At 64.9% G+C, this 25,770-nt stretch carries 21 protein-coding genes; 7 read left to right on the plus strand and 14 right to left on the minus strand.

Annotation, left to right across the window (positions count from 1 at the left end):
- Positions 1-74: 74 nt before the first annotated feature.
- From OC537_RS05260 to OC537_RS05275, 4 genes are all read right to left on the minus strand, one after another.
- On the minus strand, positions 75-1,730 hold the full coding sequence (locus tag OC537_RS05260; protein WP_106886929.1) for a cation acetate symporter: 1,656 nt from the start codon (positions 1,728-1,730) through the stop codon (positions 75-77).
- Positions 1,727-2,038 (minus strand): DUF485 domain-containing protein, encoded by a 312-nt coding sequence (locus tag OC537_RS05265; RefSeq protein ID WP_163148230.1) that lies wholly within the window; start codon positions 2,036-2,038, stop codon positions 1,727-1,729. Before OC537_RS05265 ends, OC537_RS05260 begins: the two co-directional genes overlap by 4 nt.
- A 106-nt stretch (positions 2,039-2,144) precedes the next feature.
- On the minus strand, positions 2,145-2,771 hold the full coding sequence (locus OC537_RS05270) for a 3'-5' exonuclease (RefSeq protein ID WP_262110025.1): 627 nt from the start codon (positions 2,769-2,771) through the stop codon (positions 2,145-2,147).
- A 2-nt stretch (positions 2,772-2,773) separates the two neighbouring features.
- Positions 2,774-4,561, minus strand: coding sequence for a putative nucleotidyltransferase substrate binding domain-containing protein (locus OC537_RS05275; protein WP_262110027.1), 1,788 nt, complete (start codon positions 4,559-4,561; stop codon positions 2,774-2,776).
- A gap of 160 nt (positions 4,562-4,721) precedes the next feature.
- Between OC537_RS05275 and OC537_RS05280 the strand changes: the two genes are divergently transcribed.
- Positions 4,722-5,528, plus strand: coding sequence for a crotonase/enoyl-CoA hydratase family protein (locus OC537_RS05280; RefSeq protein WP_262110029.1), 807 nt, complete (start codon positions 4,722-4,724; stop codon positions 5,526-5,528).
- Positions 5,529-5,601: 73 nt separating this feature from the next.
- Here the strand turns inward: OC537_RS05280 and OC537_RS05285 are convergent, their stop codons facing one another.
- Positions 5,602-7,098, minus strand: coding sequence for an alanine/glycine:cation symporter family protein (locus tag OC537_RS05285; RefSeq protein WP_163136877.1), 1,497 nt, complete (start codon positions 7,096-7,098; stop codon positions 5,602-5,604).
- A gap of 312 nt (positions 7,099-7,410) precedes the next feature.
- Here OC537_RS05285 and OC537_RS05290 point away from each other — a divergent pair, with 312 nt between their 5' ends.
- Together OC537_RS05290 and OC537_RS05295 are read left to right on the plus strand one after the other, a co-directional pair.
- Entirely contained in the window at positions 7,411-7,842 is a 432-nt protein-coding gene (locus OC537_RS05290) for a GNAT family N-acetyltransferase (RefSeq protein WP_262110032.1), read from the plus strand.
- Between the two features lie 19 nt (positions 7,843-7,861).
- Positions 7,862-8,671, plus strand: coding sequence for a zinc-dependent peptidase (locus OC537_RS05295; protein WP_163136873.1), 810 nt, complete (start codon positions 7,862-7,864; stop codon positions 8,669-8,671).
- 78 nt (positions 8,672-8,749) lie between these two features.
- Here OC537_RS05295 and OC537_RS05300 read toward each other — a convergent pair whose 3' ends face one another.
- The 9 genes from OC537_RS05300 to OC537_RS05340 all read right to left on the minus strand — a co-directional run bounded on the left by OC537_RS05300 (position 8,750) and on the right by OC537_RS05340 (position 20,661).
- The gene (locus OC537_RS05300; RefSeq protein WP_005315399.1) at positions 8,750-9,346 is read right to left on the minus strand and encodes an acetate uptake transporter; all 597 of its coding nucleotides are present in this window, start codon (positions 9,344-9,346) and stop codon (positions 8,750-8,752) included.
- A gap of 842 nt (positions 9,347-10,188) precedes the next feature.
- Positions 10,189-13,092 (minus strand): DUF748 domain-containing protein, encoded by a 2,904-nt coding sequence (locus tag OC537_RS05305; RefSeq protein ID WP_410050459.1) that lies wholly within the window; start codon positions 13,090-13,092, stop codon positions 10,189-10,191.
- Positions 13,093-13,411: 319 nt separating this feature from the next.
- Positions 13,412-13,825 carry a MerR family transcriptional regulator gene (locus OC537_RS05310; RefSeq protein ID WP_111912089.1) on the minus strand — a complete coding sequence of 138 codons (414 nt, stop codon included), beginning with the start codon at positions 13,823-13,825 and terminating at the stop codon, positions 13,412-13,414.
- Positions 13,826-13,897: 72 nt separating this feature from the next.
- A complete protein-coding gene (locus tag OC537_RS05315; protein WP_262110040.1) occupies positions 13,898-14,869 on the minus strand; it encodes a hydroxymethylglutaryl-CoA lyase in 972 nt (323 codons plus the stop codon).
- Positions 14,866-16,827: a biotin carboxylase N-terminal domain-containing protein gene (locus OC537_RS05320; RefSeq protein WP_262110042.1), complete on the minus strand. Its 1,962-nt coding sequence runs from the start codon at positions 16,825-16,827 to the stop codon at positions 14,866-14,868. Before OC537_RS05320 ends, OC537_RS05315 begins: the two co-directional genes overlap by 4 nt.
- Positions 16,824-16,961, minus strand: a complete 138-nt coding sequence (locus OC537_RS05325) for a hypothetical protein (RefSeq protein ID WP_171276072.1) — start codon at positions 16,959-16,961, stop codon at positions 16,824-16,826. The genes OC537_RS05320 and OC537_RS05325 overlap by 4 nt, the downstream gene beginning before the upstream one ends.
- Positions 16,958-17,812, minus strand: coding sequence for an enoyl-CoA hydratase-related protein (locus tag OC537_RS05330; RefSeq protein ID WP_262110045.1), 855 nt, complete (start codon positions 17,810-17,812; stop codon positions 16,958-16,960). The genes OC537_RS05325 and OC537_RS05330 overlap by 4 nt, the downstream gene beginning before the upstream one ends.
- Before the next feature lie 10 nt (positions 17,813-17,822).
- The gene (locus tag OC537_RS05335; RefSeq protein WP_262110047.1) at positions 17,823-19,457 is read right to left on the minus strand and encodes a carboxyl transferase domain-containing protein; all 1,635 of its coding nucleotides are present in this window, start codon (positions 19,455-19,457) and stop codon (positions 17,823-17,825) included.
- A 55-nt stretch (positions 19,458-19,512) separates the two neighbouring features.
- The gene (locus OC537_RS05340) at positions 19,513-20,661 is read right to left on the minus strand and encodes an isovaleryl-CoA dehydrogenase (RefSeq protein ID WP_262110049.1); all 1,149 of its coding nucleotides are present in this window, start codon (positions 20,659-20,661) and stop codon (positions 19,513-19,515) included.
- 275 nt (positions 20,662-20,936) lie between these two features.
- On the opposite strand from OC537_RS05340, the gene OC537_RS05345 reads away from it, so the two are divergent.
- The 4 genes from OC537_RS05345 (at position 20,937) to OC537_RS05360 (ending at position 25,747) form a co-directional block, all read left to right on the plus strand.
- Positions 20,937-22,448: a CoA-acylating methylmalonate-semialdehyde dehydrogenase gene (locus tag OC537_RS05345; RefSeq protein ID WP_262110051.1), complete on the plus strand. Its 1,512-nt coding sequence runs from the start codon at positions 20,937-20,939 to the stop codon at positions 22,446-22,448.
- Between the two features lie 109 nt (positions 22,449-22,557).
- Entirely contained in the window at positions 22,558-23,715 is a 1,158-nt protein-coding gene (locus OC537_RS05350; RefSeq protein WP_262110053.1) for an acyl-CoA dehydrogenase family protein, read from the plus strand.
- 144 nt (positions 23,716-23,859) lie between these two features.
- Entirely contained in the window at positions 23,860-24,657 is a 798-nt protein-coding gene (locus OC537_RS05355; RefSeq protein ID WP_262110055.1) for an enoyl-CoA hydratase, read from the plus strand.
- A complete protein-coding gene (locus OC537_RS05360; RefSeq protein ID WP_262110057.1) occupies positions 24,650-25,747 on the plus strand; it encodes an enoyl-CoA hydratase/isomerase family protein in 1,098 nt (365 codons plus the stop codon). Before OC537_RS05355 ends, OC537_RS05360 begins: the two co-directional genes overlap by 8 nt.
- Positions 25,748-25,770 lie beyond the last annotated feature (23 nt).

Consider the following 25,770-nt stretch of genomic DNA (forward strand, 5'->3'; position numbering starts at 1 on the left):
AAGGGGGAGGCGAGAGGGGAGGCCCGGAATAAGAAAAGCCGGCACAGGGCCGGCTTTGGGGTGGTCAGACAAGCTTAGTGGGCGGAGGCGCCGGAGGCACCGAGCCCGGTCTGGGAGCGGACGAATTGCGGGAAGAACTTCTGGTGTTCCTCGCTGGCGTTCTGGGACTTGTCGGTGACCGAGAAGAACCAGATCCCGACGAAGGCCAACCCCATGGAGAAGAGCGCCGGGTACTCGTAGGGGAAGATAGCCTGGGCATGGCCCAGCACCTTCACCCACACGGTCGGGCCCAGGATCATCAGGGTCACGGCGCTGATGAGGCCCAGCCAGCCACCATAGACGGCGCCGCGGGTGGTGAGGCGGGACCAGAACATGGACAGGAAGAGCACCGGGAAGTTGCAGCTTGCGGCGATGGAGAAGGCCAGGCCCACCATGAAGGCGATGTTCTGCTTCTCGAACAGTATGCCCAGACCGATGGCGACCACACCCAGCACTAACGTAGTCATCTTGGAGACGCGCAGCTCGTCGGCTTCGTTGGCCTTGCCTTCCTTGATGACGCAGGCATAGAGGTCGTGGGAGACAGCAGAGGCGCCCGCTAGGGTCAGCCCGGCAACCACGGCGAGTATGGTGGCGAAGGCCACGGCGGAGATGAAGCCGAGGAACAGGCTGCCACCCACGGCGTCGGCCAGATGGACGGCCGCCATGTTGGTGCCTCCCAGCAGGGCGCCGGTGGCGTCCTTGAAGTCCGGGTTGGTGCTGACCAGCAGGATGGCACCGAAGCCAATGATGAAGGTCAGGATGTAGAAGTAGCCGATGAAGCCGGTGGCATAGAACACCGATTTACGGGCTTCCTTGGCGTCGCTCACGGTGAAGAAACGCATCAGGATGTGGGGTAGACCGGCGGTGCCGAACATCAGTGCCAGCCCGAGGGAGATGGCGGAGATGGGATCGGCCACCAGGCCACCCGGGCTCATGATGGCGGCGCCATTGGCATGGACCTTGACCGCTTCACTGAACAGGGCGCCGATGTCGAAGTTGACGGACTTCATCACCATGATGGCCATGAAGGAGGCGCCGGAGAGCAGCATGACCGCCTTGATGATCTGGACCCAGGTGGTGGCCAGCATGCCGCCGAACAGCACGTAGAGCACCATCAGTATGCCGACCAGCACCACGGCCACATGGTATTGCAGGCCGAACAGCAGCTCGATGAGCTTGCCGGCACCCACCATCTGGGCGATGAGGTAGAGGGCCACTACCACCAGGGAGCCGCTGGCGGAGAGGCTGCGTACCGAGGTCTGCTTGAGACGATAGGAGGCGACGTCGGCGAAGGTGTACTTGCCGAGGTTGCGCAGCCTTTCCGCTATCAGGAACAGTATGATGGGCCAGCCCACCAGGAAGCCGATGGAGTAGATGAGGCCGTCATAGCCCGAGGTGTAGACCAGGGCGGAGATGCCGAGGAAGGAGGCGGCGGACATGTAGTCACCGGCGATGGCCAGACCGTTCTGGAAGCCGGTGATGCGACCGCCGGCTGCATAGTAGTCGGAGGCCGAGCGGTTGCGCTTGGAAGCCCAGTAGGTGATGAACAGGGTGGCGGCCACGAAGGCCACGAACATCACTATGGCCGAGATGTTGAGGGGCTGGCGTTGCACCTCGCCGGTCAGCGCATCGGCCGCCAGCAAGGGAGTGGAGACCAGGCCGGTGAGCAGCAGCAGAGACTTGCCTTTCATGATTGCACTCCCTTGAGGATCTTCTGGTTCAGCTCGTCAAATTCGCCGTTGGCCCGGAACACATAGATGCCGGTCAGCACGAAGGAGGAGACGATGAGGCCCACGCCAACCGGGATGCCGCGGGTGATGCTGGAGCCTTCGCTGAGCGGGGTGCCGAGCCAACCCGGGGCGAAGGCGATGAGCAGGATGAACGCCAGGTAGAGCCCCAGCATCAGGATGGAGAGGGTCCAGGCGAAACGCTGGCGTTTGCTGACCAGCTCCTGGAAGTTGGGATCTTGCTGGATCCTCAGATAACGTTGCTGTTCCATTGCAGTTCTCCGTGACGGTTGTGTCAGCTGTGATTGAAGGGTGTCCCTACCGAGCAGGGGGCTGCTCATGTAATCAAAATGTGAAGCAAATGTTATTTTCGAACAATTAGACTTTGGGATAAGCCAGGGGGCCGCCCTGATGCAGGCGCAGAAAGATGAGGGCGGCGGCGGTGGCGTCACTCAGGGCGTCGTGAAGGGGCAGGGGCGGCAACCCCAGGTGCTGGCAGATGGCGGCCAGATGCAGGTCGATGACGGCGTCGGGATAGCGCCGATAGAGGTGGTCGTGATAGCGCCGGCTCACCTCTATGCCACGCTGGGGCAAGGTCAGCCCCCACAGTTTCTGGCAGGCCAGATTGAGGATCCGCAGATCATAGGCGATGTGGTAGCCCACCAGTTCGCGGGGCCCGATGAAGGCCAGCAGCAGGCGCAGCGCGGCTTCCAGCGTCAATCCCTGTTGCAGATCCTGATGGCGCAGGCCGTGGATCACCACGGACTGCGCACTCAGACTGGCCGGTGGCTGCACCCTGATGGTGAGGGCTTCGCCGGTCAACACCCGGTTGCCCTGGATGCGCACCGCCCCGATGGAGACAATGTCCGCCTTGGCGGGATCCAGGCTGGTGGTCTCGAAATCGAGCGCCACCCACTCCTCCTTTGGGGGCGTCGCAAAGAGCGGGGCAAACTCCCCGTCCCAAAAGCCCCGACCCAGCCAACGACGTCGCCAGTGGTGCCACATGCCTATTGCCTAAGACGAAAGTGCAAGGTGAGCCACTGCTGGAACTTCTTCACCTGATGCAGGGCATGGCGCAGCAGATCCCGCTCCCCGTGAGCGAGTTCGGCGACCTGTACCCGGCTGTCGCCATCCTTGAGCTGGCTACGCAGCCGCAAGCGGATGAAGAGCCGGAAGGCTTCCGCCAGGTTGGCGCCATAGTCGGGGCTGAGGCGCCCCGCGGCCACCAGGGCGTCGATCCGCCCCAGGGTCGAGGTCTCCAGCACTCCTGCCTCCAGGGCCAGTACACGCAGGCCGTGCACCAGGGGGAAGAGGCCGCCACGCTTGAGATCCAGCCCCTCGGGGGCCTGCTCCAGCCGGCCAAAGAGGGTGAGGGGGGTGTGGAAGGCGACCGCCGCCCGGGCCATCTCCGCCAGCAGATCCGGCCTGTCGGCCAGGCGCTCTCTCAGGTGGCGGGCGAGGGGGGCGAGCAGGGGGCGATCCCCCATGATGGCCTGGGCATCGGCCAGGGTGGCGAGCCACAGCAGGTCGGCCTCGCTGGCGCGCACGCACGCCTGCTCTATCTCATCCCGCCACTGGCGGGCGCCCTTGACCCACTCCGGATTGCTGACCATCACCTTCCCCGGGCAGGGGGGATAGCCGAGCCGCGCGAGCAGGGCGCTGAAGGCGGCCAGATCGGCCTGGCGGTCTGGCCAATGCAGGCCATCTGGCAGGATCAGGGCGTTGTCCTGATCGGTTTTCTGGATCTGCTCGCCGCGCCCCTCCGAGCCCAGCATCAGCAGGCACACCTGCTCCTGCACCTCGGGGGGGATCACCAGGGCGAAGGCCTTGGCGATCAACTGCTCGTTGATGGTGGCGATGAGCTTCATCAGAAACAGGGTATGGATCCCCTGGGCAAACAGGGAACGAATGAGTTGCTGCTGCTCCCTGGCTACCGCCTCCAGGGCCACCTGGCTGTCTGCCCGGGCGATGCGCAGGGTCAGTACATGGGAGTGGGCGGAGAAGAGTCCCAGCACCTGGGTCAGGTGCAGTATCCCCGCCACCTCCTGCCCCTGCCAGATGACCAGCCGCTTGATCCGGTGGCGGGTCATCAGCAGCAGGGCGTCGAACAGATAGCTGCCTTGCGCCAGACCGATCAGCGGCGCCGGGGTCAGCACCGCCAGCGGCGCCGTCAAGGGCAGCCCCTTGAGGGTCAGGGCATGGAGCAGGGTCTTGCGGGTGGCGAGGCTCAGGCTGCCGTCAGCGGCGGGATAGAGCAGGCAATCTGTGCCCCGGCTGGCCATGGCTTCGCTGGCGGCAAGCAGACTGGTCTGGCTCTCCAGCTGCAGGGGCGGCTGCAGGTGGTTGGGGTCGATGCGGGTCAGGATGAATTCCGCCAGGTTCTGTTGCCCGAGCTGGCCGCGGCGCTCCTGCTCTCGCTGACGCTCGGCCAGGGTGGCGGTGAAATAGTGTGCGAAGGTGGGGTGCGCGTCGCACAACCCCTGGAAGGTGTCGCGGGGGATCAGCTGGCAGAGAGTGTCCTCCAGGGCGTTGAAACGATGGCGGCAGCGGCCGTCGAACTGGGCGCGCACATCGAACATGTCCCCCACGCCATAGTCGCCGAAGGGCTGATGGGGCCCCGACTCTTCCACCGCGCCCTTGATGACGAGGTAGAGGCCGGCGGGCTCATCCCCGGGCTGTTGCACCGTCTGGCCGGCGCGAAAGTAGCAGATGCTGAGGCGCTGGCCGAGCCGTTCACGGGCCGCCTCGCCCAGGCAGTCAAAGGGCGGGCGGGCAAAATCGAACAGAAGTGACATGAAAACTCTCGGCCTGTGGGCATGGGGCCAGTCTGGCAAAGGGGCCAGGGCGGGGCCAGCCGACTTTAGTCGCAGAGCCGGGCTGGCCTCCCTGTACCTGCCGATAACACTCTGGTAACGTTGTGGTATGACCAGTGTCGGCACAAGGAAGAGGAAGGAAATGGACAAGCCAAGGATCAGGTGCGAGATCCGGGACGGCATCGCCGAGGTGATGCTGACCCGGGGGGACAAGCTCAATGCGCTGGACAGGGCCATGTTCGGCGCCATCGACGAGACGCTGAACCAGCTTGCGCGCCACAAGGGGCTGCGGGCTGTGATCCTGCACGGCGAGGGGCGGGCGTTCTGCGCCGGGCTGGATGTGAAATCCATGCTGAGGCAGCCGGTGGCGGCCCTGGACATATTGAGACGCGAGGCGGATGAGGCGACCAACCTGGCCCAGCGGGTCGCCTATGGTTGGCACCAGTTGCCGGTGCCGGTGATCGCCGTGACCCAGGGGGTCTGTTTCGGCGGCGGCCTGCAGATAGCGCTCGGGGCCGATTTTCGTTTCAGCACCCCGGATTGCCGCTTCTCGGTGATGGAGATCAAGTGGGGCATCATCCCCGACATGAGTGGCAGCGTCACCCTGCGCAATCTGATGGGGGTGGACACCGCCATGGAGCTGGCCATGAGTGGCCGCGAGCTGGATGCCCAGGAGGCCAGGGCGCTCGGGCTGGTGAGCCGGGTCTGCGAGGATCCCCTCGACGCTGCGCGGGAGTTCGCCAGGACACTGATCACCAAGTCGCCGGATGCGCTGGCGGGGATCAAGCAGCTCTACCATCAGGCCTGGGCCCGCAGCGATGAGGTGATGCTGAAGGAGGAGACCCGGTTGCAAAAGCAGATCCTGGGGCGCCCCAATCAGTGGCGGGCGACCCTCAACAGCCTGTTGCGCTGGCGCCTGCCGTTCGGACCCCGCCGCAACGCGCTCTGAACCGGCGCTCACTCTCAAGAGAGCACAAATAAAAATGGCAGCCTAAGCTGCCATTTTGCATTGTGCCGTCTGATTATTTGACGGTATCCGGGTCCGCCTCGAAGGGGTGGCCGGTTTGTTCGCGCATCAGGTTGACCTCGGCGCGGTTGTCAATCCAGTAATCCGCGTTCTTGATGCCGAGTTTCTCCGGGTGGAACACGGGATCAACCCCCTGTGCCAGCTGTGCCTCGTAATCCTTGAGGCAGGCGAAGGCGGGTTTTTGCAGCATCAATATGGCACCGATGTTGAGCCAGGCCATCAGGCCGACCCCGATGTCACCCAGACCCCAGGCCAGATCGGCGGTCTTGACGGTGCCATAGACGGTGGCAGCCATCAGCGCAATCTTCAGCAGGAAGGTGAGCCAGGGACGGTTAATCTTGCGGTTGATAAAGGCGATGTTGGTTTCGGCTATGTAGTAGTAGGCCACTATGGTGGTGAACGCGAAGAAGAACAGGGCGATGGCGACGAAGTAGTTGCCAAAGCCGGGCATCATGCTCTCCATGGCGGTCTGCACATAGCCGGGGCCTGCCGCGATGCCGGCGATGCCGGTGTAGATGGCGGCGCCGTCCGGTCCCTGCACGTTGTAGAGGCCGGTGATGAGCAGCATAAAGCCGGTGGCGGAGCAGACGAACAGGGTGTCGATGTAGACGGAGAACGCCTGCACCAGGCCCTGCTTGGCCGGGTGGCTCACTGCGGCGGCGGAGGAGGCGTGGGGGCCTGTGCCCTGAGCCGCTTCGTTGGAGTAGACGCCGCGTTTGACGCCCCACATGATGGCCAGACCCAGAATGGCCCCGAAGCCGGCTTCCATCCCGAAGGCGCTCTTCCAGATCAGCAGGATCACACCAGGCAGCTGGCCGATGTTGAGGGCGATGATGACGCAGGCGACGATGATGTAGCCCAGCGCCATGAAGGGCACCACAGTACTGGCGAAGTTGGCGATGCGCTTGACGCCACCGAAGATGATGAAGCCGAGCAGCAGCGCCAGACCGGCGGCGGTGACGTTCGGGTCGATGTCAAAGGCGGTCTGCAGGCTGGAGCCGATGGAGTTCGCTTGCACCCCAGGCAGCAACACGCCGCAGGCGAAGATGGTGGCGATGGCGAAGGTCCAGGCGTACCACTTCATGCCGAGCCCTTTCTCGATGTAGAAGGCCGGGCCGCCGCGGTATTCACCGTTGATCTTCTCCTTGTAGACCTGACCCAGGGTGGACTCCACGAAGGCGGAGCTGGCGCCGAGGAAGGCGACCATCCACATCCAGAACAGGGCGCCCGGGCCCCCGAAGGTGATGGCGGTGGCGACGCCGGCGATGTTGCCGGTACCGACCCGACCGGCCAGGGTCATGGAGAGTGCCTGGAAGGAGGAGACACCGGCATCGTTGCCCTTGCCCTGGAACATCAGGCGCACCATCTCTTTCATGTGGCGCAGTTGCAGGAAACGGCTGCGCAGGGAGAAGTAGAGGCCCACCCCCAGGCACAGATAGATGAGCGCTGGGCTCCAAATCACGCCATTGATGGCATTGACGATCTCATTCATGTACAACAACTCCTTTGTTGCGCTGTCTTGGCGAGGTCTATATGCCTCGCTCCCTTAACATTGAAATATGCGGTGACCAAGGGGGCCACTCAGTATTGTGCGGGACTTTCGACTGGTTAGTCCGCGGGATTTAACATATCGGTTTGTATCGGCCCTTCCTAGTGAAAAGTGTTGTCACTTTGTTAATTTGTGAATTGACATTAACAAATGGTGCGTGGAACTGGACAAGATTCGGAACTTACCCATCAGGTGCATCTTTTCCAGATCCAGGGGCCCGCTGGGCACAGTGCAAATAGGAGGCCAGGAGTGACAATGAGAGAAGATAACTGCACCATTCGTCTCGCCGAGCGGGGGGATGGCGCCCTGTTGTCGGCGCTGTTCACACAGCTGGGTTATCCCACCCCGGGCGAGGAGGTGGACGGACGGCTGGCCGAGCCGGATCCCGCTCGGGAGGTGCTGGTGGCAGAGCGCCATGGAAACATGGTAGGGGTGCTGATCTGGCATCGGCTGCAACCCATGCACCTTGCACCAGCCTGGGGCCTGATCTCGGCGCTGGTTATCGATGAAGGTGCAAGGAGCGGCGGCATTGGCGCCCAGCTGCTGGCGGAGGTCGAGGCGCGGGCGCTGGCCTCGGGTTGCAGCCAGCTGGAGCTCTCCAGCAGCCTAAAGCGCGAGGGGGCTCACCGCTTCTACCAGGCGCAAGGGTATGGCGAGCGACCGAAACGGTTCGTGAAATTATTCTGATGTGGCATGAGGAGTCCCTGTGTTCTGGTCCAGGTTGAAAGCGGTATTCGGTCTTGCATCCCCCGGGGAGCGTCATGCCCCGCAGGCGCTGGAGTGGCAGCAGGCCCTGGCGGCCGTGCCCATCTTGCAGGGCTTCTCCCAGGATGAAGAGCAGCAGCTGATTGAACTGGCCCGCCACTTCCTCTCCCGCAAGACGCTGACCCAGCTCGGGGTCGAGCTCAGCCCCCGTCAGCAGGGAGTGCTGGCCCTGCAGGCGGTGCTGCCCATCTTGCATCTGGGGCTGGAGTGGTATCGCGGCTTTCACGAGGTGATCATCATCCCCGAGCCCGTTACCCGCCGCCAGGAGGTGCAGGACGAGTTCGGGCTGGTGAGCGAGTGGGAGGAGGAGAACGCCGGCGAATCCTGGCCTCAGGGGCCCCTGGTGCTGGCCTGGAGCGAACTGCAGCAGGATGGGGACTGGGATGGCTTCAACCTGGTGATCCACGAGCTGGCGCACAAGCTCGACATGCTGGGGGGGGATGCCGACGGGGGGCCGCCGCTCCCGAGCGGCATGGATCAGCGGCAATGGACCCAGGCGCTGCAGAGCGCGTTCGATGAGATGAATGCAGAACTGGCCAGGGGAGAGGTGACGCAGATAGATCCCTATGCCGCCACCCACCCCGCCGAGTTTTTCGCGGTGTGCAGCGAGAGCTTCTTCACCGAGCCCCTGCGCCTGCGGGCCGTCTATCCCGCCGTCTACGAACAGCTCGCCCGCTTCTATGGTCAGCAGCCTGCCGCCCGCTTCCCGGCCACCCGGTTGCTGGCGGGAGATGCCGAGCAGCACAGCTGACCGGCGTCCCGGCGACAGAAAAACAAAAGGCACCCGAGGGTGCCTTTTGCATGGGCGCGAGCGCCAGGGCGCGGCAGATTATGCGGCAGCCTTGAGCTGGACTGCGGCGGCTTTCTTGTGATCGCCAATCGGCAGCACAGTGCGGCCGAACTGCTCGTTGATCACTGTGGCCATGGCCAGGTAGATGGCGCTGGCGCCGCAGATGATGCCTTCGAAACCGGCGATGGTGCCGATCAGGGTGCTGCCGGTGAAATCACGGGCGGCCAGCAGGAAGAACAGCACAGTCAGGGAGGCGAACACGAACTGCTTCACGCGCGGGAAGTTGACGGTGCCAACCAGCATGAAGAGGGTGAACATGCCCCACATCAGCAGGTACCAGCCCATGTAGGCGTGGGGAGTGGCTTCGGCCAGACCCATGGTCGGCATCACCAGCAGGAACACCAGGCTCCACCAGAAGGTGCCGTAGGAGATGAAGGCGGTGACACCGAAGGTGTTGCCACGCTTGAACTCCATGATACCGGCGATGATCTGGGCCAGACCGCCATAGCACAGGCCCATGGCCAGGATCATGGCGCTGATGGGGAAGAAACCTGCGTTATGGATGTTCAGCAGAATGGTGGTCATACCGAAACCCATCAGACCCAGAGGGGCAGGGTTGGCCAATTTTTCGCTCACGTGGCGTTCTCCAAAAATAGAGGTGGGGGTTGATAAAAGACGCGCGATTTTAGGCAGGCTCTTGGTCCCGAGCAAGGGGGGAAGGGGGCTAAATGGTAAAAAAATGACACGAAATTTTAAGTGACCAACCATTCGTGCCATTCAGGTAGACGACAGGTGAATGGATAACGTTTTCAATGTTGCTTTTTTGTATGCTTGGCTCCCGAAATGAAAGCGGGCAACAAAATACACCTCTGCTGCTATGACAGGGTTGCGGGCTCCGCCGAGAGCTTGAGCAAGTGACGCCCGGGTGGAAAATTCATCTCATATGCCATCAGACAAGCGTTGTTCAACTCCCTTTGATGACCCCGAACCTTCCGCTGCATGGTGTTGCCAGCGCCCTGTTTCGCAGGAAATACGTCCCTGGGGCAGGGTTGAGGCCGGAGTTGCGTTACTGGTCCCTACGCCAGGCAGGGGCGTACTTGGGACCGGACAGAGGCTGGATAGAGGAGAGTGTGGCGCTGCTGGTCCCGACACAGGGATCCGGCCAGCGAAGCCGACAAATCTCCTTCAGGAGGCGCGGGACAAGAAGGAAGGTCCTCGTATTTCTCGCCCATCAGCTTGAGGGGAGGGCGCGGGCACACAGAGGCGGTCTGCCCACCGCCAGGGAGGAGGCCGGTGTGGCGCGCAGGGTTTGCCCATCTTCCCATGGGGTGGACAGGTGCCGGCTTGTCAGCCTCTTCACTGGGGAGGAATGGCGCAAGGCTAAGGGCGAGTGGATGGTAAAGATAAGAGCTAAGCGGTGATCAGAGAGGGCGAGCCAGAAGGGGGAAGATCCCCCTTCGCCGGGCCATCACAGCGGCTCAATTATCCAGGGTGAGGACCACCTTGGCTTCCTTGTCGGTCTCCTTGACCTGGCTGTCGAGCACAAACAGGCGATCCGGTGTGATGCCCTGGGTATCCACCAGATACTCCTTGGTGTTCTGGGCTCGGCGCATGGCGAGGTTGCGCAGGGACTTGGCGGTGATCAGCTGCTGGTCCCGCAACAGGATCACTGCCTGGGCGCGCAGAGCCGGGCTCTGCGCCGGGAGCGTCAGGCGATCGGCCAGGGTGCCGAGGTTTTCGCTGAACTTGGCCTCATAGGCCTCGGCCAGGGCACTCTGCAGGGCGGGGTCCTGCTCCAGCAGGGCGAGATCCACCGGGCTGCCGGTGATCTTGGCCAGCACCCGCTCCAGCTTCTGGCGCTGCAATAGGGGGCGCTCCTGGTTGAAGTTGACCTTGCCGCGGATGTTCATGCTGAGCCTGGGTCTGTCTTTCAGTGCCTGGGCCAGGGTGGTCAGCTTGCTCTGCTGGGTCGGGGTGAGGGTGGGATCGCCTGGCAGGAAGGGGAGCTCATCGAGATCCTTGGTGCCGCCGGTCAGGGAGGCCAGCAGGGAGAAGGGGGAGGTGATGGCCTTGCCGAGGGTGTTGCCGAGCACGTCCCAGAAGATGTTGCCCAGGCTGAAATCCGGCTGATCCAGGTTGCCCTTCACCTTGAGGTTCATCTTGATGACGCCGCTGGCATCGCTCAGCAGGGCGATGGCAAGACCCAGAGGCAGATCCTTGGCCTGCTCGCTCTTCACCTTCTCGCCGAGCTGCAGCTTCTTGATGGTGATGTCGTTGTCCCCCTCCAGCCGGTTGCCCTGCAGCTTGTAGTTGAGCTTCATGGAGAGCTGCCCCTTGTCGATGGCGTAGCCGGCATAGGTGCTGGAGTAGGGGGTGAAGGTGGTGAGCTCCAGATTGTTGAAGGCCACGGCGACGTCGAGCACGGGATCGTCGATCAGCAGGTTGGCGCCGCCCCTTATGGTGACGGGGGCGTATCTGTCCACCTTGCCGTTGAAGTCGAGCTCGGAGCGCTGCCCCGGGACATTGGTGATGTGGCGGCTCTGGCCCGCGAGGGAGGCGATGTCCACCACGAATTCCGGGCTCAGGCTGCGATCGGCAAAGCGCAGGTTGCCCTGGGTGGTGCGGACCTGGTCGATGAGAATGTGGGGTGCGGGCGCGCTCTGCTTGCTGGCCGGTTGCGGCAGCAACAACTGCTGGACGTTGGTGACCCCAGTTTCGCTTATCTCGATGCGGGCGAAGGGTTTGCTCAGCAGTATGTCGGCTATCTTCAGCTGCTGGCTGATGCCGTCATAGTGCAGGCCGCTCAGTTGCAGCTTGTCTATCTGCAGCAGCCGCTGGTTGTCGGCCCGATCCAGCACGTCGAGCCCCTCGATGTCGAGCCCGCCGCTGACGTCCAGCTTGCTGAGGGCCCCCTTGTCATTCGTGGTCAGGGCCAGTTTGGTGTGGCTGGCAAGCTGGCCGTCCCGCACGCTGATGCGCAGCAGATCCTGCAGATAGGGCTGGGCCAGGGTGAGCGGCAAGCCCTGTTGCTTGAGGGTGCCGTTCAGAGCGAAGGGGCTGAGATCCAGGGTGCCATCAAAGGCCACAGTCGCCTGGGGATGCAGGGTGCCCTTCAGGGTGAGAGGGCTGCTCTGGCCGGGTTGGCTGCCGAGGGGCCCCAGGGTGAGCTCCAACCCCGAGAGATCCCGCAGCAGGGGCTTGCCGCTGCTGGACTCGGTTAGCTTGAGCGCCCCCTGGCTGATGCGGGCCTGCTTGAGCTGCCAGCGCCAGGGCTTGCTCGCTTTCTGCTGTTTGACCGCCGCTTTGGTGCTGGGCGGCGAGATCAGCAGCGCGGCCAGGTCCAGTTGCTGCTTCTCATCGAGCACGGCGGTGACGGCGGGTGCCTTGAGGGTGAGGGCCCCAACCTCGAGGGACTGCTTGTTGCCATCGACCCGGATCCCGGTCAGGGCCAGCTGGTTGAAGCGGGCGAATTCGCTTCCCTTGTTTCTCTTGAGCTGCCAGTTGGCCAGGGTCAGCCTGCCTTTGGAGATCTGCCATGCCAGCCCCTGCTTGCCTGACGTGAGCCGGTACGCCAGCTCGGCGCTGGCCTCTCCCTTGGCCAGTGTGGCCTTGACATAGGGGGCCCAGAGCGGGGCCAAGGGGGCGAGGGCCAGCTTGCCGAGGCTGAGCTGCCCTTTGCCGGCCCCCGTCATGATGTTGAACTCACCGTCGGCCTTGAGGGGGCTCTTCTCATTGAGGGTCGCACTCAGCCGATAGGGGTTGAGGGCCGTCGGCGTGCTGGAAAAATCGGGCAGTTGCAGGGCGATCTTGCCCAGCGTCAGGGGAGGTACCCAGCCCGGGCTGTGCTGCTTGCGGCTATCCCGGTAGTGGAATTGCCCCTGGACCAGGGCCAGCTTGCCGATGCTCACCACGACGGGCTCGGTGGTCGATGCCGCCGGCTCCTTGGTCTGCAGGGAGTCGAGCAAAGGGGTGAGCGCCTCGGTCAGGTTGAAACGAACCTCTCCCTTGTTGTCCGCCAGGCGCACCAGATCCACTTTGGGTGCGGTCAGGGTCAGCTCCTCCAGCACCAGGGCCCTCTGGCGCCAGCTCTCCTTTAGTCTGGGTATGAGCCGCAACCCGTCGAACGACACCAGGGGGTGTTGCTGCTCATCGAGCAGGGCGCTGGGCCCCAGGGTGAGGGAGGGGGAGCGCAGCCCGACCTCTATCTTCCCCAGGGTGAGCTGCAGACCATAATGGGTGGCGAGCCAGCCCGGCAGGTGGCGCTGGATGAGGTTGGGGGCCTGCCAGAGCAAGATGGAGACGCAGATGAGCAGACCGGCGCAGAGATAGAGGGCGTAACGCAACAGGCGAGCGGGCAGAGGCTTGAGCATGATGGTCTCCATTTGATGCGCACATGGTAGCAATTAATCGCCGTTCGATCATGGTCTGGCTCTCGGGCTGCGCCTTGCTCTGTCCGGGTTAGCCGAATTATTGAGCAAGGCTCGGCCTCCCGCGCCAGAGTGGGGCCCTGCCTCTTTGTTCGGGATGGGTGGGAGATTGAGCCGTCGGCAGCCTTTCACACCCGCCTGGATGGGCTGCGGGCAGGTCAGCGGTGCTTAGGGAGCCGGGCAGGCGACCCCTGCCAGGGCGAGGCTCGCCAGCCGGTACCCTGGCCCCATCTGTGCCATGACATACTTCGGGGCGAGCGGCCCCCAGAACCCGTCAATCCGCGTCTGTCTTCAAGCCGCTCAGGGAATGGATGCAGCGCTGCTCGGCGGCATCCAGCTCGGCCATCACCATCTGGATATCTTCGAGCTGCTGGCGCAGGGAGTGGCGCCGCGCCTCTATGAGCTGGATCATGGAGTGCAACTGCATCCGGCTCGAGCGGTCGGTGTCATACATGTCGAACAGCTCGCGGATCTCCGCCAGGCTGAAGCCGAGCCGCTTGCCACGCAGGGTCAATTTCAGGCGGATCCTGTCCTTGTGGCTGTAGATGCGGGTCTGCCCCTCCCGGGCGGGGGTGATCAGCCCCTCGTCCTCGTAGTAGCGGATGGTGCGCGGGGTGATGTCGAACTCCTGAGCCAGCTCGGAGATGCTGTAGGTTCGCTCCTTGCCGCAGAAACTGCCGGCTCTCATGGCCTGATCCTGCATGGGTCAACCTCCTGACATGACGACATGCTGCCGCTCTTTTCTCTGGCGGGTGCGCTTTCAGGGGGCATGGCACTCTCCTTGTGCTATCTCATCGAGTCCTGGCTGCTGCTGTCTGGCCCTGGCATGGAGCGCCTGCCCGACCCGGGAGCCGTTGGGGCGGCCGAGCTGCTCGCTCACCCACTGGCCGGTGGCGGCCAGCTTGTCGAGGTTCACTCCTGTGCTCATGCCAAGGCCGTGCAGCAGGTAAACCACCTCCTCCGAGGCGACGTTGCCGGAGGCGCCTGGGGCATAGGGGCAGCCACCGAGCCCGGCCACAGAGCAGTCTATGGTGCGGATGCCGCGCTCGAGCGCCGGCAGCAGGTTGGCGAGCCCCTGGCCATAGGTATCGTGAAAATGCACCGCGAGCCGGCCGGCCGGGACTTCGTGCAGCACAGCATCCAGCATGGGCGCCACAGTGCCCGGGGTGCCGACTCCTATGGTGTCACCCAGGGAGATCTCGTGACAGCCGAGATCCAGCAGCCGCTCGGCCAGGGCGGCGACCCGTTTCGGGCGGGTCGGACCGTCATAGGGGCAGGCGATGACGGTGGAAAGGTATCCTCGCACCTTGATGCCGAGGCAGCGCGCTTCCGCCACCAGCGGGGCGAAGCGGATCAGTGACTCTTCGACGCCGATGCCGATGTTGGCGCGGGTGAAGCCGTCTGAGCAGGCGGTGAAGAGGCCAATCTCGTCGACCCTGGCCTGGATCGCGGCCTGCAGACCCTGCAAATTGGGCACCAGGGCGCCATAACGGGTCGCTCCCTTGCGGGGCAGGGCCTCAAAAAGTTCGGCGGAGTCCGCCATCTGCGGCACTCGCTTCGGGGAGACGAAGGCCCCCACCTCGATCCGTTGCAGGCCGCTCTCGGCGAGGCGGTTGATAAGCAGAAGCCGCTGCGCCAGCGACAACAGGCGGGGTTCGTTCTGCAGCCCATCCCGCGGTCCCACCTCCACCAGACTGACCCTGTCGACGGGCATGCCATGATCCTTGCTCATGCCGCACCTCCCTGAGCCTTCTCTGCGCTCGGGTCGGCAAAGTGCACCAGGACGGCGCCCTGACTCACCTGCTCCCCCTGGCGGCAGCAGAGGGCGGTGATCACCCCCTCCTTGTCTGCTTTCAAGACGTGCTCCATCTTCATCGCCTCCAGCACCAGCAGGGGTTGCCCCTTGCTGACGGATTGCCCGACCTCGACCAGCAGCGCCACCACAATGCCGTGCATGGGGGCCAGGGCGCCCTGGGCCGTTTCGTGATCATGGTGTGGCCTATGGCGTTGATCATCGGCGGCGAAGGGAATGCGCCTGCCATCCAGTTGCAGCACTAAGGCGGCCTCTGCCGCCGGGGTGACGGGGCAGCGCACCCAGCGGCCCGCCCGCTGCAGGCGGATATGATCAGTGCCCAGCTCGTAGGGGTAGGTTTCCCCCTGCCAGGTGAGCCGACCGGCGCGCTCGGCCAGGGTCAGCACTCGGGCCTCCTTGCCGATCCGCACCGCCGCCGTCAGGCTGCTGCTCTCGCCCAGCCGAAAACCGGGGGCCTGCTGCCAGGGAGAGGGGCCGGTGCGACTGGTGAGCCAGAGGGTGGCCAGCGGCCAGGCGAGGTCCGGGGTGCCCAAGGGTTCGGTGGGAATGGGCCACTGGGTGTGGTGTGCCATGGCCAGCACGTCCGGCTCCTCACACAGGCGCAGCAGCAGTGGGCCGTTGTGCACCAGGGGGCCGAGACTCAGGGCCGCCAGGGCATCGGCCAGCCTGGCAAAGGCCTCGGCGCGGCTCTGGCCGTGGGCGACCAGCTTGGCGATCATGGGATCGTAATAGGGGCTCACCTCATCGCCGGCTGCGACCCCGGTGTCGATGCGCACCCCCTGTGGCCAGCGCAGCCAATGGATGGGGCCGCTGGCGGGCAAGAAGCCTGCGCCTACGTCCTCGGCATAGAGGCGCGCCTCCACGGCATGGCCGCGCAGCACCACTTCCTCCTGGGTGAGCGGCAGGGGCTTGCCCTCGGCGACCGCCAGCTGCCAGGCAACCAGATCCTGGCCGGTGACGGTCTCGGTGACAGGGTGCTCCACCTGCAGCCGGGTGTTCATCTCCATGAAGAAGAACGCCTCCCCGCACAGCAGAAATTCGATGGTGCCGGCCCCCACATAGTCGATGGCCCTGGCGGCGGCCACGGCGGCCTCGCCCATGGCGTGGCGAAGCGCCGGGGCTATGTTGGGGGCGGGGGCCTCTTCGATCACCTTCTGGTGGCGGCGCTGCAAGGAGCAGTCCCTGTCCCCCAGGTAGATGGCGTTACCGAGGGTATCGGCGAAGACCTGCACCTCCACGTGACGGGCGCGGGCGAGATAGCGCTCGAGCAGCACGTTGTCATCCCCGAAAGCGGCCAGGGCTTCCCGTTTCACCGCCGCCAGGGCGGCGTCAAACTCGTCTATCTGCTCGACCCGGCGCATTCCCTTGCCGCCGCCGCCGCTGGCGGCCTTGATAAGGAGGGGGAAGCCGACCTGGTGCGCCTGATCACGCAACAGGGCCGGCGTCTGATCCGCGCCGTGATAGCCGGGCAGCACGGGAACGCCGGCCGCCTGCATCAACGCCTTGGCGCCGGATTTGTCCCCCATGGCGAGGATGGCGGCGCCGCTTGGGCCGATAAAGCGCAGCCCCTGTTGTGCACAGGCGCTGGCAAAGTCGCTGTTCTCCGACAGAAAACCGTAGCCGGGGTGCACGGCATCGGCCCCGGCCTCGCGGGCAATCTTCAGCACCTTGGCGGCATCGAGGTAGCTCTCCCGCGCGGGGGCAGGCCCCAGGTGCCAGGCCTCGTCCGCTTCCCGCACATGCATGGCGCGGGCGTCGGCGTCCGAGTAGAGGGCTATGGTGTGAATGCCGAGGCGGCGGGCGGTCTGGATGATGCGCACGGCTATCTCGCCTCTATTGGCGATCAGCAGGCGCTTGATGGGAGCCTGATCTGTCATGTCTGCTCCTCGTTATTCATAAAGGCACACTCGTTCATGAAGAGATCGAGGGGGGCAAGGCGTTGATCCTCCCCCCGGTTATCCTCGCCGTGGTTGGCGACAAGAGGGCGCTTGATGGGCCGGTATTGAGTCATGTCTCATCCTTGAAACGGGGGCGCCAGCTGGGGGGGCGCTTGTCGAAGAAGGCCTGCATCCCCTCCTGGGCTTCGAGTCCGACCCGCACCCGGGCTATGGTCTCGACGGTTATCTCTTCGTGTTGATGGCCGGGCTGGTGCTCGATGGCGGCCAGCAGCCGCTTGGTCTCCTTCATCGCCTGGGGGCCGTTGCGGCACAGACGCATGCCTAAAGCCCTCCCCTCAGAGAGCAGCTTCTCCGGCGCACAGAGCCGGTGCGCCACGTTGAGGCGGCAGGCGGTGATGGCATCGAAGGGCTCGGCGCTCAGCATGTAGCGGCGGGCCTGGCGCATCCCCATGGCGCGCACCACATAGGGGCTGATCACCGCAGGCACCAGCCCCAGACTCACTTCTGAGAGGCAGAAGCGAGCGTCGTCGCTGGCCAGCACTATGTCACAGGCACAGAGCAGGCCGAGCGCTCCGCCATAGGCCGCCCCCTGCACCAGGGCCACGGTGGGGAAGGGCAGCTCATCCAGGGCTTGCATCAGCCTGGCCAGCACCCGTGCATCCTCCCGGTTCTTTTCAAACGAGCTGGGATCGAAGTCGCCATTGAGCTGGTTGCGCATCCAGTTGAGATCGGCACCGGCGCAAAAATGCCTGCCCTCTGCCCGCAGCAGCAGGACATGGGGGCGTTCGGCCAGTGGCTGGCCGTGGCGATGGGCCAGATCATCCAGGCAATCGAGCAGCTCCTGCATCAGATCGGCATCGAGGGCGTTGTGGCGGGCGGGGCGCGCCAGCACCAGCTCAACCAGCGGACCGTGGCGCTCAAGCCGACAGCCAGCCAGGGGGTCATTGCACAGTGGATCGGACATGTCGAACTCCTTACATCCTGAAGATGCCGTATTGCTCGGGCCCGGGCTTGGCCCCTTGGCAGGCGGCCAGCGCCAGGGCCAGCACGGTGCGGCTCTGGGCGGGATCGATGACGCCGTCATCCCAGAGCCTTGCGCTGGCGTAATAGGGGTGCCCCTGGCGTTCATATTGCGCGATGACGGGGGCGCGGATGGCGTCCGCCTCCTGCTCCCCCAGGGTCTTGCCGTCGGCCGCCAGCTTGTCCCGGCGCACCTGCACCAGCACGTTGGCAGCTTGCTCGCCCCCCATGACGGAGATGCGACTGTTGGGCCAGCTGAACAGAAAATCGGGCTCATAGGCGCGGCCGCACATGCCGTAGTTGCCGGCGCCAAAGCTGCCCCCGACGAGCAGGGTTATTTTGGGCACCCTGCTGCAGGCGACGGCGGTGACCAGCTTGGCGCCGTGCTTGGCGATCCCCTCCCGCTCGGCTTGGCTTCCCACCATAAAGCCGGTGATGTTTTGCAAAAACAGCAGGGGAATGGCGCGCCTGTTGCAGAGCTGGATAAAGTGGGCGCCTTTCTGGGCGCTGTCGCTGTGGAGCACGCCGTTGTTGGCGAGTATCCCCACCGGCATGCCCTGGATGCGGGAGAACCCGGTGACGAGCGTGGTGCCAAATAGTGCCTTGAACTCGTCGAACACGGAGCCATCCACCAGGCGGGCGATGAGCTCCCGGGCGTCATAGGGGCGCTTGAGGCTGGTGCCCACCAGGCCGTAGAGCTCCTCTATGGGGTAGAGGGGCTCATCGTAGCTTGGTGCTGAGCTTGCGAAGCCCAACACCGGAAAATCTCTCGATTGCGAGGTGGGATCCCCAAGATTGCCAACCAGAGTGCGGGCTATGGCCAGGGCATGGGCATCGTCTTCGGCCAGGTGGTCGGCCACCCCGGAGTGGGCGCAGTGCACCAGGGCGCCCCCCAGGGCCTCGGCGCTGATCTCCTCGCCGGTGGCGGCTTTGACCAGGGGCGGGCCCGCCAGGAAGATGGTGGCCTGTTCCCTGACCATGATGGACTCATCCGCCATGGCGGGCACATAGGCGCCCCCTGCGGTGCAGAGTCCCATCACCACGGCGAGCTGGGGTATGTTCTGGGCCGACATGCGGGCCTGGTTGTAGAAGATGCGGCCAAAGTGCTCCCTGTCGGGGAACACCTCGTCCTGCATGGGGAGGAAGGCACCGCCGGAATCCACCAGATAGAGGCAGGGGAGGCGCAGCCGCTCGGCGATGGCCTGGGCCCGCAGGTGCTTTTTCACCGTGAGCGGGTAGTAGGTGCCCCCCTTGACGGTGGCGTCGTTCACCACCAGCAGGCAGAGCCGGCCCGCAATCTGGCCGAGCCCTGTGATGATGCTGGCGGCGGGCACGGGTTCCTCATAGACCTGCCAGGCAGCAAGGGCCGAGAGCTCGAGGAAGGGGGAGCCCGGGTCCAGCAACTGATTGATGCGCTCGCGGGGCAGCAGCTTGCCACGGCCCTGATGGCGGGCGTTGTTGGCCGCGCCGCCGCCCTGGGCTATCTCGGCGAGGCGGGCGTTGAGATCGGCCACCAGGGCCTGCATGGCCTCCCGATTGGCGGCAAAGTCGGCGCTCGTGGTATCCAGGCGGGAGTGGATCTGGCTCATGGGTTCTCTCCCATCTGGTTGTTGTTGCCGATGGCAGGTGACAAAGGGAGAAGCATCATGCGTTATCTCCCATCAGCTCGCGGCCGATAAGCCAGCGGCGGATCTCCGAGGTGCCGGCGCCAATCTCGTACAGCTTGGCGTCCCGCAGCAGGCGGCCGGTGGGGTATTCGTTGATATAGCCGTTGCCGCCGAGCAGTTGGATGGCATCCAGCGCCATCTGGGTGGCATTCTCGGCGGCAAAGAGGATGGCGGCGGCGCAATCCTTGCGGCTGGTATGGCCCAGATCGCAATCGCTCGCCACCGAATAGACCAGGGCGCGACTGCTGGCGAGCCGGGTATACATGTCGGCGAGCTTGCCCTGCACCAGCTGGAAGTCGCCGATGGCCTGGCCGAACTGCCTGCGTTCGCGCACATAGGGGAGCACCACGTCCATGCAGGCCTGCATGATGCCAAGGGGGCCGGCGGCCAGCACCACCCGCTCGTAATCCAGCCCGCTCATCAGTACCCGGGCCCCGCCGTGCAGGGTGCCTAGCAGGTTCTCTGCCGGTACGGGGCAGTTGTCGAACACCAGCTCGCAGGTGCTGGAGCCGCGCATGCCGAGCTTGTCGAGCTTCTGGGCCGTGGTGAACCCCGGGGTGCCCGCTTCGACGATAAAGGCGGAGATCCCCTTGGCCCCGGCATTGGCATCCGTCTTGGTATAGATGACGAAGGTGTCCGCATCCGGGCCGTTGGTGATCCACATCTTGTTGCCGTTCAGCACATAGTGATCATTCTCGCGCACCGCGGTGAGCCGCATGCTGACCACGTCGGAGCCGGCCCCCGGCTCGCTCATGGCGAGCGCCCCCACGTGCTTGCCACTGACCAGATCGGGCAGGTAGCGGGCCTTCTGATCAGGGGTGCCGTGGCGGTGGATCTGGTTGATGCAGAGGTTGGAGTGGGCGCCGTAGGAGAGGCCGACCGAGGCGCTGGCACGGCTCACCTGCTCCATCACCAGCACATGGGCGAGATAACCCAGATCCACCCCCTCATACTCTTCCGCCACAGTGATGCCGTGCAGCCCGAGCTCACCCATCAGGGGCCAGAGGTCGCGAGGGAAGGTGTTGCTATGGTCAATCTCGGCGGCGCGCGGGGCGATCATTTTCTGGCAGAAGGCCTCGACCTGCTCGGTCAGGGCGCGGAGGGTTTCATCCATCAGGGCATGCATCCTTGCTCTCCTTGGTCTCTGGTGCTCACCTGTCTCGCGCTCTCGAAACGGAGGGAAACTGGTCAGTCCATTCGTGATTTAAGTTTACGTTAGCGTAAACGTAAATGAGTTGTTAGTCTAAGGTAAATTCGTTGAGTGCCGACTGCAAGGGGCATAGCCCCGAGCGGGCAAACGCAAGGAGTGAGCAAGATGATCAGCGAGTGCATCCGGTCTGCCGGCCTGCCTGAGGGGCTCTGGCACAGTGCCAGCCACCGGACAGCCAAGGAGAGTGCGGCATGAGCCAACACCATACCCAGTACGGGGATCTGCCGCTTTATATTGGCGGCGAGGCGTACCCTTCCGCGAGCGAGCAGTGGATCGAGGTAACCAACCCGGCGGATCAGAGCCTGCTGGCGCGGGTGCCGAGAGCCACCCCGGCCGAGGTGGAGCTTGCGGTGCGCCGCGCTCACGACGCCTACCTGCTGTGGCGGGAGGTGCCGGCCCCCGAGCGGGCCCGGGTCATGTTCAACTATCAGCATCTGCTCAAAGCCCATCACGACGAGCTGGCAACCCTGCTGGCCCAGGAGACTGGCAAGAATCTGGCGGACGCCAGGGGAGATGTGTGGCGCGGCATCGAGGTGGTGGAGCAGGCCTGCGGCGTCGCCAGCCAGACCATGGGGGAAACCATGGGCAACGTGGCGCGCCGGGTGGATGGCCACTCCTGGGTGCAGCCGCTGGGGGTCTGCGTCGGCATCACGCCGTTCAACTTCCCGGCCATGATACCGCTCTGGATGTTCCCCCTGGCGGTAGCCTGCGGCAATGGCTTCGTGCTCAAACCCTCGGAGCAGGATCCCCTGACCCCCATGCGGCTGGCCGAGCTGTTCACCGAGGCGGGGGCGCCAGCGGGCATCCTCAGCGTGGTGCACGGGGGCGCCGAGCAGGTGGATGCGCTGCTTGCCCATCCCGACGTCAAGGCGGTGAGCTTCGTGGGCTCGGCCCGGGTCGGGGCTCACGTCTATCGCACCGCCACCGACCACCTCAAGCGCGCCCAGTGCTTCGTCGGTGCCAAGAATCACATGGTGATCATGCCGGACGCCAACAAGGCGCAGGTGCTGAGCAACCTGGTGGGGGCCGGGGTGGGCGCTGCCGGTCAGCGCTGCATGGCCATCAGCGTGGCGGTCTTCGTGGGCAGCGCCCGCGACTGGATCCCGGATCTCGCCGCCGAGTTTGCCAGGGTCAAGCCGGGTGTCTGGCACGATCCAGAGGCCGCCTATGGCCCCCTTATCAGCCCTGAAGCCAAGGTACGAGTCGAGGGGCTGATTGAAGCAGGCATGGCCGAGGGGGCCCAGTGTCTGCTGGACGGGCGTTTTTGCGACGTGCCCGGCTACCCGGTGGGCAACTGGGTGGGGCCGACCCTGTTTCGCGGCGTGACCCCCGAGATGCGCATCTATAAGGAGGAGATCTTCGGCCCCGTGCTCGCCTGCCTGGAGGTGGAGAGCCTGGACAAGGCGCTCGCCCTCATCAACGACAACCCCTATGGCAACGGCACCTCCATCTTCACCGGTTGCGGTGCCGCGGCCCGCAAGTTCCGCCATGAGGTGGCGGTGGGTCAGGTGGGGATCAACGTGCCCATCCCGGTGCCGCTGCCCTTCTTCTCCTTCACCGGCTGGCGCGGCTCCTTCTACGGTGATCTGCACGCCTACGGCAAGCAGGCGGTGCGCTTCTACACCGAGACCAAGACGGTGACGGAACGCTGGTTCGATGAGGACATACCGACCGGACCCAACATGACCATCCACCTGCGGTGAGGTGTGGCCGATGGGCTACGGTATTCCCACCGACGCCCACCATGGCTATCCCCCTGTGGTGAACGGTGGATCTGCGACAAGTAATCGAGATAACGAGGAAGCGAACAAGATGGATTTTACCCTGACCGAATCCCAACGGGCCTGTGTCGAGTCGGCCGGCGCCTTCGCCGATCTGGCGCTCAAGCCCCACGCCGCGCGCTGGGACAGGGAGCACGAATTCCCCATCCCCACCATCAAGCAGGCGGCGGCGCTGGGGCTGTGCGGCCTCTACACCCCGGAGCAATATGACGGCCTGGGCTTGAGCCGACTCGACGCCAGCCTCATCTTCGAGCGCCTGGCCATGGGCTGCACCTCCACCACGGCTTACCTGACCATACACAACATGGTGAGCTGGATGCTGGGCAGCTGGCTGCCGGCCGAGGTGGCGGCAGAGTGGGTGCCGAGGCTGGCCAGCGGCGAGCTGCTGGGCTCTTACTGCCTCACCGAGGCGGGGGCGGGATCGGACGCCGCCGCCCTCAAGACCCGTGCGGTGCGGGACGGCGATGACTACCTTATCGACGGCAGCAAGGTCTTCATCTCGGGGGCGGGCAGCACAGAGGTGCTGGTGGTGATGGCCCGCACCGGGGGCGAGGGGGCCAAGGGGATATCTGCCTTTATGGTGCCCGCCGAGACGCCGGGTGTGAGCTATGGCAAGGCGGAGGAGAAGATGGGCTGGAACAGCCAGCCGACCCGGGAGGTGAATTTCAGCGCCGTGCGCATTCCCGCTCGCTACAGGCTGGGGGAGGAGGGGGAAGGGTTCAGGTTCGCCATGCAGGCGCTGGATGGGGGGCGCATCAATATCGCCAGCTGCTCGCTGGGCACAGCCCAGCAGGCGCTGGACGACGCCCTGGCCCATGTGCAGCAGCGCCAGCAATTTGGACACCCGATCAGCGAATTCCAGAGCGTGCAGTTCCGCCTCGCCGACATGGCCACCGAACTGGCCGCCGCCCGTCTGCTGGTGCGCCAGGCCGCCGCCAAGCTCGACAGCGGCAGCCCGGACAAGAGCGCCTGGTGCGCCATGGCCAAGCGTTTTGCCACAGACGTGGGTTATCGCGTTTGCGATGAGGCCCTGCAACTCTTTGGTGGCTATGGTTATATCCGCGAGTACCCGCTCGAGCGCTATCTGCGCGACACCCGGGTGCACCGCATTCTGGAAGGCACGAACGAAGTGATGCGACTCATCATCGCCCGCCGCCTGCTGGGTGATCCCGGTTTGTCGCTGGAATAGAGGGCGGTGGCTGCCCGTTTTCCTACTTCTGCCGGGGGATGGCTGACAGGTGCCGCACCGTCGTCAGGCTTTGTGAGCCAGCCGAATTTCGGCTCCCTTCAACCCTGTCATCATGGCGGCAGGTTTAATGACAAGGACAGTGCAATGACAAGGATCAGGCTCGAATATCACGGTCACGTGGCCTACATCACGCTCGACCACCCGCCTGCCAACACCTGGACTCTGGCCAGCCTGCAGGCCTTCTTGCAGATGATGGTGGAGCTCGACAGCCGCCCCGATGTGGTGGCACTGGTGATCCGCGGGGCGGGGGACAAGTTCTTCTGCGCCGGCGCCGATCTCAAGATGTTTGCCGACGGCAATGTGGAGCACGCCCGCGAAGTGGCAGAGGCCTTCGGTCGCGCCTTCGAGGCGCTGGCCCGCTTCCACGGGGTGAGCATAGCCGCCATCAATGGCTTTGCCATGGGGGGGGGCCTCGAGGTGGCGCTGGCCTGCGACATTCGCATCGCCGAGCAGCAGGCGCTGCTGGGGTTGCCTGAGGCCTCGGTGGGCTTGCTGCCCTGCGCCGGTGGCACCCAGCGTCTCACCGAGCTGGTGGGGCCGGGCTGGGCCAAGCGAATGATCCTCTGCGGCGAGAAGGTGAGCGCCACCCTGGCCTACGAGATGGGGCTGGTGGAGGAGGTGGTGACCGAAGGGCACGCCTGGACAGCGGCGCAGCAAATGGCCCAGCGGGTGGAGCGCCAGAGCCCCAGCGCCCTGCGCGCCTGCAAGCAGCTCATCAACCAGGGGCGCAGCGGCCACAGGGATGCGGCCTTGCCCCTGGAGCGCAGCCTGTTCCTCGCCCTGTTTGACGATGCCAACCAGCGCGAGGGGGTGGCGGCCTTCCTCGAGAAGCGTGCCCCGCGCTGGCGTTATGACAAGAGCGCGGGAGAGTCCCATGACTGAACCCGTGCGCCTGGCAACCCATCCCACGGCGGACGGGCACCTCATCGGCATCCTGACCCTGGACAGCCCCGCCTCCCTCAACGCCCTGAGCCTGCCGATGATCCAGCGCCTGCAAGGGGCGCTCACCGCGTGGGAGCAGGACCCGGCCGTGGTCTGCGTGCTGTTGCAGGGGGCCGGAGAGAAGGCATTCTGCGCCGGTGGCGACATTCGCTCCTTCTATTACCGCCAGCAGGAGGAGAGCAAGCAGGCGCTCTTTGCCTATGCCCGCGACTTTTTTGAGCAGGAATACCGGCTGGATCACCATATCCACAGCTACAGCAAGCCGCTCGTCTGCGTGGCGGACGGCATCTGCATGGGGGGCGGTATCGGCCTCTTTGCCGGCGCCGACTTTAGGGTGGTGACCGAAAAGAGCCTGTTCGCCATGCCGGAGGTGACGATCGGCCTCTACCCGGATGTGGGGGCCAGCTGGTTCTTGAGCCGCATGCCCGGGCGACTCGGGCTCTGGCTTGGCCTCACCGGTGCCCGTTTCAACGGGGCGGACGCCCTGGGGCTGGGGCTCGCGGATCACGCCATGGCGAGCCGTGAGCGGGCCGAGCTGCCGGCGCGGCTCGCGGCCCTCGACTGGGCCGATCAGGGCGATCCGCGCGAGCAGATAGATAGGCTGCTGGGCGGGCTGCACGCCGAGGCCGGCGAGCAGCTGCCGGCTCCCGTGATCCTGCCCCATCAGGCCAGGATCCATGCCCTGCTGGCCGGACGTACCCTGCAAGGGGTGCTGGACAGGTTGGACAGGGCCGAGCTGGACGAACCCGACCTGGCCCGGGCCCGCGACACCTGCCGCACCGGCAGCCCCATCAGTCGCGCCATCCTGTGGCGCCAATACTGGACGGCGCGCCGCCAGTCACTGGCCGAGGTGTTTGCCGACGAGCTGGCGCTCTCGGTCAACTGCGTGCTCAAGGGGGATTTCGTGGAAGGGGTGCGGGCCCTGCTCATCGACAAGGACAAGTCCCCCCGCTGGCAGTCGCCCCGGCCCGGCGCTGACTGGCTCGACGATTTCTATCGCTGGCCCGAGGGGACCAACCCCCTGGCCTAGCGTTGCCAAGGGCGCGCCGGCCG

Source organism: Aeromonas sp. Marseille-Q5825 (assembly GCF_946892685.1).
In the GTDB taxonomy this organism is placed as follows: Bacteria; Pseudomonadota; Gammaproteobacteria; order Enterobacterales; family Aeromonadaceae; genus Aeromonas; species Aeromonas rivipollensis.

What these genes read in the sequence shown, in the direction of transcription:
- OC537_RS05260 (WP_106886929.1), bottom strand. Translation starts at nt 1,730, where the DNA reads ATGAAAGGCAAGTCTCTGCTGCTGCTCACCGGCCTGGTCTCCACTCCC.
- OC537_RS05265 (WP_163148230.1), bottom strand. Translation starts at nt 2,038, where the DNA reads ATGGAACAGCAACGTTATCTGAGGATCCAGCAAGATCCCAACTTCCAG.
- OC537_RS05270 (WP_262110025.1), bottom strand. Translation starts at nt 2,771, where the DNA reads ATGTGGCACCACTGGCGACGTCGTTGGCTGGGTCGGGGCTTTTGGGAC.
- OC537_RS05275 (WP_262110027.1), bottom strand. Translation starts at nt 4,561, where the DNA reads ATGTCACTTCTGTTCGATTTTGCCCGCCCGCCCTTTGACTGCCTGGGC.
- OC537_RS05280 (WP_262110029.1), top strand. Translation starts at nt 4,722, where the DNA reads ATGGACAAGCCAAGGATCAGGTGCGAGATCCGGGACGGCATCGCCGAG.
- OC537_RS05285 (WP_163136877.1), bottom strand. Translation starts at nt 7,098, where the DNA reads ATGAATGAGATCGTCAATGCCATCAATGGCGTGATTTGGAGCCCAGCG.
- OC537_RS05290 (WP_262110032.1), top strand. Translation starts at nt 7,411, where the DNA reads ATGAGAGAAGATAACTGCACCATTCGTCTCGCCGAGCGGGGGGATGGC.
- OC537_RS05305 (WP_410050459.1), bottom strand. Translation starts at nt 13,092, where the DNA reads ATGGAGACCATCATGCTCAAGCCTCTGCCCGCTCGCCTGTTGCGTTAC.
- OC537_RS05310 (WP_111912089.1), bottom strand. Translation starts at nt 13,825, where the DNA reads ATGAGAGCCGGCAGTTTCTGCGGCAAGGAGCGAACCTACAGCATCTCC.
- OC537_RS05315 (WP_262110040.1), bottom strand. Translation starts at nt 14,869, where the DNA reads ATGAGCAAGGATCATGGCATGCCCGTCGACAGGGTCAGTCTGGTGGAG.
- OC537_RS05320 (WP_262110042.1), bottom strand. Translation starts at nt 16,827, where the DNA reads ATGACAGATCAGGCTCCCATCAAGCGCCTGCTGATCGCCAATAGAGGC.
- OC537_RS05325 (WP_171276072.1), bottom strand. Translation starts at nt 16,961, where the DNA reads ATGACTCAATACCGGCCCATCAAGCGCCCTCTTGTCGCCAACCACGGC.
- OC537_RS05330 (WP_262110045.1), bottom strand. Translation starts at nt 17,812, where the DNA reads ATGTCCGATCCACTGTGCAATGACCCCCTGGCTGGCTGTCGGCTTGAG.
- OC537_RS05335 (WP_262110047.1), bottom strand. Translation starts at nt 19,457, where the DNA reads ATGAGCCAGATCCACTCCCGCCTGGATACCACGAGCGCCGACTTTGCC.
- OC537_RS05340 (WP_262110049.1), bottom strand. Translation starts at nt 20,661, where the DNA reads ATGCATGCCCTGATGGATGAAACCCTCCGCGCCCTGACCGAGCAGGTC.
- OC537_RS05345 (WP_262110051.1), top strand. Translation starts at nt 20,937, where the DNA reads ATGAGCCAACACCATACCCAGTACGGGGATCTGCCGCTTTATATTGGC.
- OC537_RS05350 (WP_262110053.1), top strand. Translation starts at nt 22,558, where the DNA reads ATGGATTTTACCCTGACCGAATCCCAACGGGCCTGTGTCGAGTCGGCC.
- OC537_RS05355 (WP_262110055.1), top strand. Translation starts at nt 23,860, where the DNA reads ATGACAAGGATCAGGCTCGAATATCACGGTCACGTGGCCTACATCACG.
- OC537_RS05360 (WP_262110057.1), top strand. Translation starts at nt 24,650, where the DNA reads ATGACTGAACCCGTGCGCCTGGCAACCCATCCCACGGCGGACGGGCAC.